Source organism: Nostoc sp. UHCC 0302 (assembly GCF_038096175.1).
Classification (GTDB): Bacteria; Cyanobacteriota; Cyanobacteriia; order Cyanobacteriales; family Nostocaceae; genus UHCC-0302.
On sequence record NZ_CP151099.1, the window covers coordinates 773981 to 787606 of the forward strand.

Genomic DNA, 13626 nt, shown 5'->3' on the forward strand with positions numbered 1-13626 from the left:
GTGTGGAGTACTAATATTTCAAAAAGGATTGTACTGTAAAGAAAAATACAACCCATTTTCTTGCCAAGTTCTTCCTGTCGAGTCTACAGATATTAAAGGAATGCCCCAGTCAAGACGAGCAGTGAAGCGATCGCCCTGTGTCCAACGCAACCCCAGACCAACAGAAGCTAAGGTATTAGGGTCGAGATTATTTGCACCGGAACTATTCCAAACAACACCAAAATCAGCAAATGGGACAACCTGTAACCTACTATCTATCTGAGGTAAACGGAGTATCGGTATTTGCACTTCTCCTGAAACAAAAGTACCATTATCAGCTAGTAAGAAATCTTGACGGTAGCCGCGAACGCTTTCTTGACCGCCTAAACCAAACTGCTCTAAAGGCACAAGCGATGTGAATGCCAGTTGGGTATTTAAACGAAGTAACAGTAAGGTTTCAGGAGCCAAAAGGCGCACCCACTGCGCTTGTCCTTGCCAAGAGAAAAAACGGCTATCGGGAGCGGTTGCGTTGATTGTGGCATCAAACGCACCGATACCTAAATTGAATTGAGAACGCAACGCGATGACTTCGCGACTATTACGAGAAGTCCATTCTTGAAAAAATCGCAACGCAGATACCCTGGTACGTCCCTCTTCATCGGCTCCCAAGGAGGGGAAAGGTATTCGCTCGCCACTAATATAAGAAGCTTCACTTTCTCGTCGGGAGGCTGTTAAACCAAGAACAAATTCTTGTGTGGGAGTTTGAAATACTGGCTGGCGGTATGTTAATTCATAGTAACGAGAAGCAGATTCGATATCTAGGATGTTGAAAGGACGTTCAATCACATCACTTGATGTCGTGCCATAGTTGAAGGTAAGCGTGCCGTTTCTAGCATTGAGAGGTAATGAGTAGCTAGCATCTATGGAGTTGCTACCATCGGTGTTAGTGTATGCTAAACCCAAACCATCCCCTAGCCCCAGTAAGTTGGCTTCATTGACTTGGACTCGGCGTCGGAAACTGCCAACACTGGGCGATCGCCCATTATCAAGACCTATTTGAGCGGTGAAGGTTTGTGCTTCCTTAATCTCGACTTGCAGCACACTTGTACCAAGACGCGGCCCTGCTGAAAGTTCAGCAGAGAGGTTTTGAATCAAAGGATTGAGTTGCAAAAGTTGCAGTGCCTCTAACAGACGCTGCCGGTTCAGCGGTGGTGATGTGGCTATTGCTAGGCGACTGCGTACATAATTGGAGTTTAACCGCCGAGTACCCGTTACCTGAATTTCTTCTAATTTACCTTCGACTACCTGAATTTTGATGACACCGGACTTAATTGTTTGCGGGGGAATATAAGCACCAGAAGTTATGTAACCATTTTTGACGTATAGTTCGGTAATTTTAGACCGAGCCTGAAATATTTCAGTTAGTGAGATAGGTCGATTTGTGAATTCAGCGGTGGCTTTGGCTAACTCTTCGGCACTAAAAACTGTGCTACCAACAACTTCAAACTTTTGAACAGTAATAGTTTGAGGAACTTTGCTAGGGAGAGATTCCTCTGGGGTGGGAGTTGGCGTAGAGGGGGGAAACAGTTCTGCTGGTGGAGGGAGTGGCTCTGGCAGTTGCGGTGAGGGGAGTGGGGAAGGCGCAGGTGGTTGGATATCCTGGGGGGGTGGGAGTTGTGGTGATGGGTTGGAATTGTTATTTGGTAGTTGTGTAGTATCAACAACCTGTGCGTTGATTGGTTTGTCTATCATGCCGCTAAGCAACACAAATATACTCAGCTGCAACCATGATATTGCTAGCTTTTTAGGGTATTTATCGATCATGATATTGAGCATTGAGCAATGTGTTGCCAACAACTATATGTACGAGAAATAACTCAGTAGTAAAATTACTTCGCTATTATCAGTTAATAACTTATGACTTATGCAGCCATAACGGAAAAATAAACCATGTTGTCTCTACAGCACTTCTCTTAAATGAGACCAAGGCGTAGCTTGCTTCCCCGCAGGGATACGGGCATCTTACGGCAGGCGTTCCCGCAAGGTAAGAAAGAGGGTTGAGAATTTTGCGTAAGTCCTACAAATACCTCTAAACTTGTACTTTGTAGATATGAAAAACTTTTTTGACCATTCAGTGTTTATACCATAAACTTGTATTTTTTTATCGGTAAACTCCTGTAAATCTAGCTAAGTTTGTGGGCGATCGCTTAAAAGGTTGAATCTTTGGTAAATATCTGAAATTGGTTTGATAAAAGAGCCATTTTCAATAATTTTTTTGAATTCGTTGCGGTTAGCCATTGTTAAAATCTGATACTTACCCAGCAATTGATTTAAGTATTTAACTAGTCAACTTAATGCAGCAAGTCACTGATTTACTGGTTTATGAGCAGGACAAATCCAAGCAAATTTTTAACTTTACTTAAACTCTTTAGTGTTTTAAATCACCATTGAGCTTGAGAACAACTAACTTTGCTATCAACCTATGAGAATTTAGGTTTTTGGTGTATCAAAATAACAATACCAAATAGTGAAAGTTATGCAACATTTTTATATGCGACTTGCTGTATGTTGCATATCTTACTTATGCAACGGAGTAAACCACATTGTACAAGCGCATATATATGCGCTTGTACCCGGATTGTGGATTCATAGAAATAAAAACTGCTTTAACCTTGCAAGAGACGTGATTAATCCCGTCTCTTGCAAGGTTAAATAAAAATCATTACGTGCAGCAATGCAACGCCAATATCCAATATCCAAAATCCGAAGCTGACTATGGTGTTGGGGACTTTTTTTTTAGGGGTTTACCTCCTTTGAGATGGAGTAGTTTAGCTAATTCAGTTGTATTGATGGATTGGACGAGACTCAAACCAAGAGACTTACTAGAAATGCTTTGAGCGTAGGTAGCATTGAGGTAGGAGATGTACTGTGGCTTTCCTGCAACATAAGTTTGGAAGAAAGGCAAACTCAAAACATTCATGTAAAGCTGTGCTTGAGAAGCATCACCAATCATATCAGCAGTTAATGCAACTTGCTGATTTGCCGGATTGCCATTGCCAATGGTGGAAAAATGAGTGCCACCTAGAAGCATTACGAGATACTTTTGGGGAGTAGCGAACCAGGAGAAAGGTAGAATTTGTTCGTATAAAGCTGGTGCTACGGTGTCGTCACTACAGCCAACGATCATCACAGGAATTTTAATTTGGCTTAAGCCAGCTTTGCCGAAAATAGAGCTAGTAATTGGATTAACTGCGATCGCAGCTTTAACTCTGCTATCCCGCAAATTATACTCCTTGCCGGACTTGCTAATCCTCAATGCCAAAGCGCGGCACTGGAGCAGTAAAGACATATTCCAGGTATCTTGAAGTGCCTCTGGTTGGCAGTCTTGCTCTAGCTGCTGAAAGTTTATTTTAGCGCCTGCCAAAGCTAAGGCTGTGTAGCCACCAAGAGATTGACCAAAGACTCCAACTTGTTGGAGATTTAATCGGCCTTGAAATCGTGAATCAGACTGGTTAACCTTTTCCAGTTCATTCAATATATATTTCACATCTAAAGGTCGGTCTTTAAATTCGTCAGCTTCTGCGACTTCATTGGCGCGTCCACTTAGCAGCGAACGTAATTGTTTGGTGTCACTACCCGGATGATTGGGAACAACAACAGCAAATCCGTAGGTAGCTAGGTGTTCAGCTAAATATTGAAAGTTGCTGCTATCTAAACCCAAACCATGAGAAATAACAATTACGGGTGCAGAATTCTTGATCTTGGGAATATAAATATCAGTTAATAACAGCCGATTGCGCCTGATATCGAAAAACTTTTGCGTGTATTTTTGCGATTTAAACTTTCCCTTAAATCGTAAATCTGGTAACTGCGATAAATTTGGTTGTTGAATCTTTTCAGCTTCTATGTTTGACTTTTGAGTAACTGCTGCGATCGCTTGGTTAGTTTCAGCGACAAGTTTCTCTAGTTCCGTAGCTATTCCCAGGCTTTGTACTAAATCAAGGTGAATACTGGCAGTGGGATATTTACGTAATAGATTCAAAAGCGTCAAGCCTCCTGATTCGCCAGAGGCTTGAATTAGCGCCGAACGTAAAGCATTAAATCTTGGTTCTGGTTGACGAGATTTGGTTTTAATTGCTTGCGCCAACCGACGCAGTAATAATTCTCCTTGGGGTGTATAGAGAAATTGTGAAACCACTACTGGACTAACTTTCACACGACTGAGTAAAATCCGCCGCAATTCTTGAAACTGTGGTAGTGGCAAGTACTGCTGATACGCTGTCAATTCGTCGTCAATTAAACCTGTTTTGGCGTAGTTTTCTAATGTGTTGACTGAAATGGAAATCTCTAAGGCTGAATAAGATGCATAAATCCGTTCTGCTGCCATCACAGAACTACTCATCCCAAATGTTGGCAGCAACATTGAAAGAGCCAGCAATAAGGAATTTTTTCTCAGGGTGCTGGCCCAATTACCAAACAAACTATTCATCGCTCAACTATTTCTGTAATGTTGTTTTGCGAGGCGTCGCTTTTGGTAGTTATTTGAACACCCTGGTAAGTTTACTTAATATGATTTGCCTCATTCTTATGAATTTTAATTTGAGGTTTTTTCCTCTTCGCTACAAGGTCAAAATTTAGTTCCACTAGGGTCACACATATCAGTAAATTAACCGTCTGGGAACAGATTGACTCAATAGCTTTTATTCACGTTGAAATCATAACAAATAAAAAAATACCCTGCCTCAGTATTTATAATGTAGCTTTGCATTCAGGATGGATTTGTTGGCAAAAAAAAGCAGTAGAATTTCTGAAAAATCTTCCGGTTAATCATTTTTTCCCAAAGCGATCGCCACTGAACCTACTACAACTAAAACTGCTCCTAATATTCCTATTAATGTCAATCGTTCCGGAGGAATTAAATCAGGTGTAACCAGTGATACAAAACTAATTGATATTAAAGTCACAATGGGAGCTAAGGCTATTACTGCACTTACCCGCGAAGCTTCCCAATGTTCTAATGATTCGGCAAAAGCACCGTAAGCAATTAGAGTATTCAAGCCACAAAAAAGCAACATACCTAAATGCAAATTATCAAGTATAAAAATTGATTCTAAGTTTGCAAGAGGAGTGAATAATAAAGCACATCCTCCGTAAATAATCAGCATGATGCTAGCAGAAGATAAAGATTGCAATAACTGCTTTTGTGCCAAAGCATAAATGGCCCATACTGTCGCTGCTAGTACAATCAAAAGACTACCCAAAAGATATGTGCTACGCGCTGTAATTAAATTTGTAAGTTGTTCGCGAAAAAATAAAAGGTAACCGCAAGTCAGTACACTTACGCCAATCCATTGATACAGCCGATAGCGTTCTTTAAAAATTACTAAACCTCCGAACCCTAATAAAAGGGTGGATAGCTGAATGAGAACTTCAGCGTTAGCAGGCGATGTTAGTGCTAAACCTTGCATAAAAAGGAAGTAGTTACTTGCTAAGAAGATGGTCGCGATCGCTAACAGCTTCCAAGAAGCAGAACGCAATTCTTCTAGCTTCGGTAATTGACCGCGTATCCCCAAGTACACAGCAAGCAATGCAAATGACATAAAAAAGCGAAACCAAATGACGGTGTAGACATCAAGCGCTTGCAACGCCACTGTTAAGGCAATAGGTAAAATTCCCCACAAGAAGACCGTTAACAGCGATAACGCTAACCCTAACCGCCAGCGACCAGAACTGTGATGTAGTGACATTCATATATCGTAGCTAAAGCAGGGCTGGTGATGCTCATCCTACTGAATTTAGCTTTAGTGGTATTGGTATAGCTTTTTTTATTCGCTAAAGAATTTACAAATTTTTGTGTCTGTATAAATTACAAATTTTTCTACAGCGGTAGAATCAGTGAGGCGTTTTTTGTCAAGCAAACATCATGGGAATTATACCCATAGTAAGCCTGGTAATGCTTTCTGCTAGCTTACCAATCTGCTTACTACTGACCTCAAGAGGTCGATTTTTGCTCAAATCGATGGTGGTACGAGTTCAGCAGGCGCTCCGGCGCTTAGCTCATGAACTTAATTCACCACTTTTTGACCATCAAAAGTTTAGTCATAAAGCAGCTTCTCCGTCCAAATCTTCCGCTGACACAAAACGGACAGGATGGAGATTTAACTTCAGCAACAATAACCGACTGGTAGCGAAATTGTCAAGAGCTACAGCAATTGCTGTTGTGGTTGTAGCAGCAGTAATTGCTGGAAATACAGTATCAGCGCAGGTAAATAGCAGTTTGGTTCCGCTTTCGCAAATAAATGTGCCAAAACCGACGAATTTAGCGGAATTTGTCAAGGATGAGAAGGCTGCGATCGCATTAGGAAAGTCTCTTTTCTGGGATATGCAGCTTGGCTACGATGGCATTCAGTCATGTGCTAGTTGTCACTTCCATGCCGGAGCAGACAGCAGATCCAAAAACCAAATCAGCCCAGGTCTGGTAGACACGAATTTCACCACCTTGACCAACGGAGGCGGCCCGAACAACCAACTGACAGCATTGGATTACCCATTCCATAAGTTAGCAGATCCGAATAACAGCTCATCGACTGTTGTCTTTGACACTAATGACGTTACTGGCTCACAGGGGGTCTTCAAAGCAAAATACATTGACGTTATTCCTGGTAGTGACAAAGAGAATGTGACATTTGAGAAAGATGATGTCTTCAATGTAAACGGCACAAATGTACGTCGGGTAACACCTCGCAATTCCCCGTCGGTAATTAACGCAGTCTTTAACTACCGCAACTTCTGGAATGGACTGGCTCAGAACAGCTTCAACGGGGTGAATCCCTTGGGGTTGAGAGACTCTAATGCTTACGTTTTGAAAGCAACTAAACCAAGGCAGTTGGAAGATGTGCAAGTCAAGCTAAATAATTCCTCTCTGGCTTCACAGGCACTGGGGCCACCAGCCAATGCTTTCGAGACAGCGGCTGAAAACACCGTTATCATCGCACCATTGAAGGCTGAACTATCCGAAACAGAGGATAAGGTTACCGTGTCTGATCGCCAAGGTCGCGTAGTTGACACCCAGCCTACCCTAGAGAAACAAAAAAGCCCAGGAAAAAAAGCTCCTATAATCACAAATATCAAGCCGGTGAAAAGGTTTGGTAGGAAGCTTGGTAAGAAGCTACTTGCGCTACAGCCTCTTGCTAAACAGATTGTGGCTTATGATGACAGTGTGTTAGGGCCTTTGAGTAGATCGTCTGCCAAATCTCCTAAAAAAGGTTTGAAGAAGTCCTATGAGGCTTTAATCAAAGATGCCTTTAAGCCGGAGTGGTGGCAATCCAATATCATCGTCAGAATCAATCAAGATACAGGGGAGCGAACCTTTATCCGCAAGCCAAAGCGCTCCTTGAAGACCAACGAATACACCCTGAGTGAGTACAACTTCTCGCTCTTCTTTGGACTAGCAATTCAAGCGTATGAGTCAACATTAGTGTCTGCTGATACACCTTTTGACAAGTTCTTAGGTAACCCAACGTTGTACCCCTTGACTGACCTGCAAAATGATGGATGGGAGCTTTTCAAGGATACGAGGAAGGCAGCGTGCATTGCTTGTCATGGAGGCTCGGAATTGACGTTGGCTTCAGTAAGCAGCGTAGCTCAAAGAGGACGAATCGCGCGTGCGCCATTCCCTCCAACAGTGAAGCCTCTCGAAGATACTGGCTTCTTCAACATCGGTGTCAGACCTTCCACGGACGACCCTGGTTTGGGTGGTAATGACGGTTTGGATGGTAATGGCCAAGGTAATCCGCTCTCGGAGGCACGGCTAGCCCAGCAGGGTAAATTTGAGGCTTTGCTAGGCGAGAAGCCCCCTACCCTCGACCCAGCGCTGAGTCCTAGTGATCCTGTGATTGCAGACGGAGCTTTCAAAGCACCTGGACTTCGCAATGTTGAACTTACAGCTCCCTACTTCCACAATGGAGGTCAGGCGACTTTAGAGCAAGTGATTGATTTTTACAGTCGGGGTGGGGACTTTGGCGGTCTCCCGGTGCTGAACCTGACATCAAAACAAAAACAAGCGCTGGTTGCTTTCTTGAAAGCACTCACTGATGAGCGAGTCCGCTATGAGAAAGCGCCCTTTGACCATCCACAACTTTTCGTTCCCAATGGACATCCGGTTGACTCTACCTACGTTGAGGACGACGGTAGTGGCAAAGCTAAAGATAGCTTACTGGAAATCCCTGCTGTTGGGAAAGATGGTGGTAAAGGCACTCCAAATTTCTTAGCAACTTCAACTAACTACTAAATACCAATTCAATTAATGATTGCAACAGAATCCTTGGATGAAGACGCGATTCATCGCGTCTCTACAGATGGTCTATTTGTCACATTCTTTTTTGAAATTGGTATAACTTGATGTGTTCCCTACTCGGTAATTAGTAATGATTTCGGCAAGAAACTAGGACGACCCCTGTAGGAATGCAGGGGTTGTTTTTTGGAGTAGAGACCTTGCATTGCAACATCTCTACAATGTGTGATGTTAGGGACTTCCAGTTGAAAAAACATCCTATCGTAGGGGCGCAAGGCCTACAAATGTACAAATAATTTTGGATAATTTATTTTTTGGAAGTCCCTTAAAAGAAATTAGACATCCAAGGAGAGTCACCTGTAAATATTTGCGTAGCAGCTAAAAGCGCTGTTTTTGTAGCTTGGAGTTTTCCCGTTAGCTGCAAATGGTAGGGTGTAAACAAACTCGTATACAGAGGTGCTAATCCTCTAATGTCTATCTCTAACTCACCTTTGCCGCCTTTTGTAACTTCACCACGTCCATTGGCAACGAAGAGGATGAATTTACCATTATTGTCAGTTAATAAGTCATCTTTAACTTCTAAGTGCAGTTCCGCTTCGATTCCTGCTGGATAACCCCGCATTTCCAACGCTTTCACTAAATCTATTATCCGCAGCATCCAGCGATCGCAAACCAATATTTTGGCAGTTTGCTCTGGTAATAACAATGTCAGCGAATCAATCACAGAACTCTTCCATCGCACCTTTTTGATTTGTGAGCGATGATTGGCTACAAAAGACCAAAAGGACTGTGCTGCATCTTCTGTAAGGATTACCCAGTCTCTAACTCGCAAAATTGAGTCCTCTTCTGCTGAAAGTTGGTTGAAGATGATGTAACCTTGGGGTTGATCTTTTGTACCAATCAAATAGCCGTAGACAGTTTCCTGATTATCTGGTTTGATTAATCCTTCCCAGATTCCGGGATTTCGGTCTAAATATCCATGAGTGAGTTTTGCCTGCTGCTGATAGACTTCATAAAAGACTTGATAATTACTCGCATCTACAGGTTGGAATGGTAGCGGCTGATTTCGCACCTGGATGCTGTCAGTGGGGATTTCCCAAACACAAAAGCTACCGCCTTGCTCATAGCCTGCTTTGCGGTACAAGCGTTGAGTCGCTGGATAGAGAACAGAAATAGGAACTTCTTGAGTGTAAAGTTCCTTGATGAGGTTCTGGATGAGAGCGATCGCAGCTCCGGTTCCACGATACTCTGGAGCAATACCTACTGCGGCAATTCCTGACATTGGTACACTCTCACCACCCCACCACTGACCTAATGTCAGAATTGCCAGTCCCCCAATGACTTGCTCAGCTTGACGGATAACCCGAAAGTTTTCTGTACCAATGCGCTTAATGTATACTTCGCTGTCACCAGATGACATGATAAAACACTGTTCCAGGATACGCGCAAGCTGCTGAATATCCTGTGGATGGCTGATAGTGCTGTATTTAAATTGAGGTGTCATCGCTCTTGCCATTGTTAGCACTAGAACACAATCGTATTACAAAGTGTGGGGAAAATACAGTAGGAGGCAGGGGGAGTAGGGAACAAGGAGGATAAATAATTAATAACTCCTGTACAGACGCGATTAAATGTACTTGTAGAGACGCGATTAATGAGCCAGCGCGTTGCGGTGAATCAGCGCTGCGGGAGGGTTTCCCTCCGCAGGCAACTGTGAACCCGTTAGCGCAGCGTTAGCGACAAAGGAGCGTCAGGGGGGTTCCCACGCCACTTGCTTCTCCTGTCGGAGACGCTGCGCGAACAAGCCGGGTAACCCGTCCAACGCAGTGGCTCCCCGTTGTAGCGACTGGCGTCGCGTCTGTACTGCTGTACCTTAGCTATTTGCATCCACTACGGTTCGTTAATTTTCTAGCATCTCTAATAACTGGTCTTCACTCAATTGTGTAATTCCCAACGTCTGGGCTTTTTCTAACTTAGAACCGGCATCTTCTCCTACCACCAAATAGTCTGTTTTTTTACTTACAGAATCTGTTACTTTCCCGCCAGATTTTTGAATTAAAGTTTTTGCTTCATCGCGTTTTAATGTTGGTAAAGTCCCTGTAACCACAAAAGTTTTACCTGCAAACTTTTGATTCTTATCACCAACTGTTTTGCTTTCTTCTGTGGAAGCTAATTGTAAGCCTGCTGCTTCTAAGCGAGAAATCAAAGTTTGATTTGCATCAATACGGAACCACTGATATACAGATTGAGCAATTTCTGCACCGATACCGTAAATGCCTTCAATATCTGATTGCTTTGCTTGTGCCAACTGTTCCACAGTGGAATACTTCTCAGTGATTAATTGAGCATTGACACTGCCAACATGACGGATGCCTAAACCATATAATACCCTTGACCAAGGTTGGTTTTTGGATTGGGCGATCGCATCTACTAATTTCTCTGCTGACTTTTTCCCCATCCTTTCTAATGCAAATAATTTCTCTTCTGTCAAGTCATATAAATCGGCAACGGAATGCACCAAACCTTTATCTACGAGTTGATGTACTAGTTTTTCGCCCATGCCTTTAATATCCAAGGCATCACGACTTACCCAATGTTCAATCGCCCCTTTGAGAATCGCAGCACAGGAAGCATTGACGCACCTAGTCACAGCTTCACCAGTTTCCCGCACCACTAGCTGTCCGCAGACTGGGCAATGGCTGGGCATCACAAAGGGTTGAGTATCAGCGGGACGGAGTTCTGTGAGTACCCGCACCACTTCGGGGATGATTTCCCCAGCTTTGCGGACAATTACAGTATCACCGATGCGGATGTCTAATTGGACAATGCGATCGCTATTGTGTAAAGTAGCACGAGAAACTGTTGTCCCTGCAAGTTGCACAGGACGCATCTCTGCTAACGGCGTTAACGCCCCTGTCCTACCAACATTCACCGCAATATTTTCAACACGGGTAGGTGCTTCTTCGGCTGGGTACTTCAACGCTACTGCCCAGCGAGGGAATTTCTGTGTAAATCCTAGCTGTTCCTGAAGTTTAAAAGAATTCAGCTTTACTACTACCCCATCAGTCATATAGGGTAAATTCAGTCTTTCTGTATCCCAGTATTTGTAATATTCTGCCACTTCTCCCAGAGAACTACACAGCTTGTGGTTGGGGTTAACTCGAAAACCCATCTTTTCCAATAATTCCAATGCTTCCCATTGAGTATTGGCAATACTGGCGTCATCTCTACCAGGAATGTGCAGTGTATAGGCAAAAAAATCTAACCGCCGCTTAGCGACAATCCGGGAATCTAGTTGCCTGAGTGTACCAGCTGCGGCATTGCGGGGATTGGCAAATAATTGTTCACCTGCTTTTTGCCTTTCCTCGTTGATTTGTTTAAACACTTCCAACGGTAAAAAAGCCTCGCCACGCACTTCCACCCTTTCGAGAATTTCTAAGCCTTCAAAATTCAAGCGTAAGGGAATTGAGCGAATTGTCCGCACATTTTGGGTAATGTCTTCACCCATCACCCCATCACCCCTAGTTGCACCCCTAATTAAAATGCCATTTTGGTAAGTCAGAGCCAAGGCAGAACCATCAATTTTCAGTTCCGAGACATATTCCACCGCCTCGGTTTTCGGTGTTTGTCGCCGCCAACGCTGTTCCCAGGTTTGCAACTCGTCGATGTTAAACGCATTCTCTAAACTGTATAGGGGTATATTATGCCGCACTGAGGTAAATTGTGTTGCCGGTCTCTCACCCACGCGCTGAGTAGGACTATCAGCTGTCACCAATTCTGGATACTGAGTTTCTAATTGTTGCAATTCCCGATAAAGCTGGTCGTAGACTGCATCCTCCATAATTGGTGCATCTAAGACATAATATGCATAGCTTGCCTGTTGTAACAACTGGCGCAGTTCTTCTATGCGCTTTAATTCTGGTTTAATCTGTGTCATTATACCTATTATAAAATATCTAGCAAATAAATTTAACAGACGATGAAGCCTGCGTCAGCAGGCTTTGTTTAAGTTACCTCGACGACTATAAGTCGAAGCAAAGTGTAAGATAGGTACTGTTTAGCGATCGCAGTCTTCGACTTCATATAAAAATCTAGTTTTGCCAACCGTTTCGATTAACAGAAGTATTCTCAACAAATACGAGATACTTTTCTAGGTTACTTGGTTCAACACGAGTTTTTGCATCCATCGATAGACCTAACATTTTTCGTGTAGCATTTATTTCAAATAAAATCGAAAATTGCATCAAGTCATGGCTAAAACTTTCACAGGTTCATCCCCAATTGTGATTGGACATCGAGGCGCTAGCGGCTACCGGCCAGAACATACTTTGGCAGCTTATGAATTAGCGATCGCATTAGGGGCTGACTATATTGAACCAGATTTAGTTTCCACTAAAGACGGTATTTTAATTGCTCGTCATGAAAACGAAATTTCCGAAACCACTGATGTTGCTAGTCATGCAGAATTTACTAACCGTCGAACTAATAAAATAATTGATGGAGAATCTAAAATTGGCTGGTTTACTGAAGACTTTACACTGGCAGAGATAAAAACATTAAAAGCTAAAGAGCGAATTCCGCAACTGCGTCCACAAAATACTATTTATGATGGAAAATTTACAATTCCTACACTGCAAGAAATCATTGATTTAGCCCAGATGAAAAGTGCCGAAATCGGTCGGATTATTGGTATTTATCCAGAGACTAAATGTCCAACTTACTTTAAGTCTATTGGGTTATCTCTAGAAGAACCCTTACTAGCAACTTTGGCAGCAAACGGTTATCAAGGAGCTAACGCACCTATTTTTATTCAGTCTTTTGAAGTGAGTAATTTACAATATTTGTCTACGAAAACTGATTTAACTTTGGTGCAATTACTCAACGCTAGCGGTAAACCCTATGATTTTTTTATTAGTGGCGATGAACGCACATATACAGATTTAATAACAGCATCAGGGTTAGAAGAGATTGCTAAATATGCTCAGGCGGTAGGAATTCATAAAAATCTGCTGCTTCCCAAAGATAGCACCAACAAATTACTTTCACCGACATCTTTAGTAACTGATGCTCATGCAGTTGGCTTATTAGTTCACGTTTGGACTTTCCGCAATGAAGACTTCTTTTTGCCGTTGGACTTTCAAAGCAATCCTCAAGGGGAGTATGAATTATTTTTAAATTTAAATATTGATGGTGTATTTAGCGATTATCCAGATACTATTCTAGCTGTACGCGATAGGCTAATTCGTGAAGGCATAAATTAAGAATACAATTTTAATTTATACATTTTTTTATAATTTGGAGTTTTATTTAAGTAAGTCAACTTAATGACAAATAAACAGGGGTTATAATACAGA

General features: G+C 42.6%; 7 protein-coding genes. 2 read left to right on the plus strand and 5 right to left on the minus strand.

From position 1 onward, the window contains the following. Positions 1–18: 18 nt before the first annotated feature. From WKK05_RS03040 to WKK05_RS03050, 3 genes are all read right to left on the minus strand, one after another. The gene (locus WKK05_RS03040; RefSeq protein ID WP_341528335.1) at positions 19–1803 is read right to left on the minus strand and encodes a ShlB/FhaC/HecB family hemolysin secretion/activation protein; all 1785 of its coding nucleotides are present in this window, start codon (positions 1801–1803) and stop codon (positions 19–21) included. A 949-nt stretch (positions 1804–2752) separates the two neighbouring features. Further along, the gene (locus tag WKK05_RS03045) at positions 2753–4468 is read right to left on the minus strand and encodes an alpha/beta hydrolase (protein WP_341528336.1); all 1716 of its coding nucleotides are present in this window, start codon (positions 4466–4468) and stop codon (positions 2753–2755) included. A gap of 334 nt (positions 4469–4802) precedes the next feature. Continuing rightward, the gene (locus WKK05_RS03050) at positions 4803–5726 is read right to left on the minus strand and encodes a DMT family transporter (protein WP_341528337.1); all 924 of its coding nucleotides are present in this window, start codon (positions 5724–5726) and stop codon (positions 4803–4805) included. A gap of 272 nt (positions 5727–5998) precedes the next feature. Between WKK05_RS03050 and WKK05_RS03055 the strand changes: the two genes are divergently transcribed. Further along, positions 5999–8269 carry a cytochrome c peroxidase gene (locus tag WKK05_RS03055; RefSeq protein ID WP_341528338.1) on the plus strand — a complete coding sequence of 757 codons (2271 nt, stop codon included), beginning with the start codon at positions 5999–6001 and terminating at the stop codon, positions 8267–8269. Between the two features lie 328 nt (positions 8270–8597). Here the strand turns inward: WKK05_RS03055 and WKK05_RS03060 are convergent, their stop codons facing one another. Both WKK05_RS03060 and ligA read right to left on the minus strand, forming a co-directional pair. Next, entirely contained in the window at positions 8598–9776 is a 1179-nt protein-coding gene (locus WKK05_RS03060; protein ID WP_341528339.1) for a GNAT family N-acetyltransferase, read from the minus strand. 396 nt (positions 9777–10172) lie between these two features. Beyond that, the gene (gene ligA / locus WKK05_RS03065) at positions 10173–12209 is read right to left on the minus strand and encodes an NAD-dependent DNA ligase LigA (protein ID WP_341528340.1); all 2037 of its coding nucleotides are present in this window, start codon (positions 12207–12209) and stop codon (positions 10173–10175) included. A 313-nt stretch (positions 12210–12522) separates the two neighbouring features. Between ligA and WKK05_RS03070 the strand changes: the two genes are divergently transcribed. Further along, positions 12523–13533 carry a glycerophosphodiester phosphodiesterase gene (locus WKK05_RS03070; RefSeq protein ID WP_341528341.1) on the plus strand — a complete coding sequence of 337 codons (1011 nt, stop codon included), beginning with the start codon at positions 12523–12525 and terminating at the stop codon, positions 13531–13533. Positions 13534–13626: the final 93 nt, after the last annotated feature.

What these genes read in the sequence shown, in the direction of transcription:
- WKK05_RS03040 (WP_341528335.1), bottom strand. Translation starts at nt 1,803, where the DNA reads ATGATCGATAAATACCCTAAAAAGCTAGCAATATCATGGTTGCAGCTG.
- WKK05_RS03045 (WP_341528336.1), bottom strand. Translation starts at nt 4,468, where the DNA reads ATGAATAGTTTGTTTGGTAATTGGGCCAGCACCCTGAGAAAAAATTCC.
- WKK05_RS03050 (WP_341528337.1), bottom strand. Translation starts at nt 5,726, where the DNA reads ATGTCACTACATCACAGTTCTGGTCGCTGGCGGTTAGGGTTAGCGTTA.
- WKK05_RS03055 (WP_341528338.1), top strand. Translation starts at nt 5,999, where the DNA reads ATGGTGGTACGAGTTCAGCAGGCGCTCCGGCGCTTAGCTCATGAACTT.
- WKK05_RS03060 (WP_341528339.1), bottom strand. Translation starts at nt 9,776, where the DNA reads ATGACACCTCAATTTAAATACAGCACTATCAGCCATCCACAGGATATT.
- ligA (WP_341528340.1), bottom strand. Translation starts at nt 12,209, where the DNA reads ATGACACAGATTAAACCAGAATTAAAGCGCATAGAAGAACTGCGCCAG.
- WKK05_RS03070 (WP_341528341.1), top strand. Translation starts at nt 12,523, where the DNA reads ATGGCTAAAACTTTCACAGGTTCATCCCCAATTGTGATTGGACATCGA.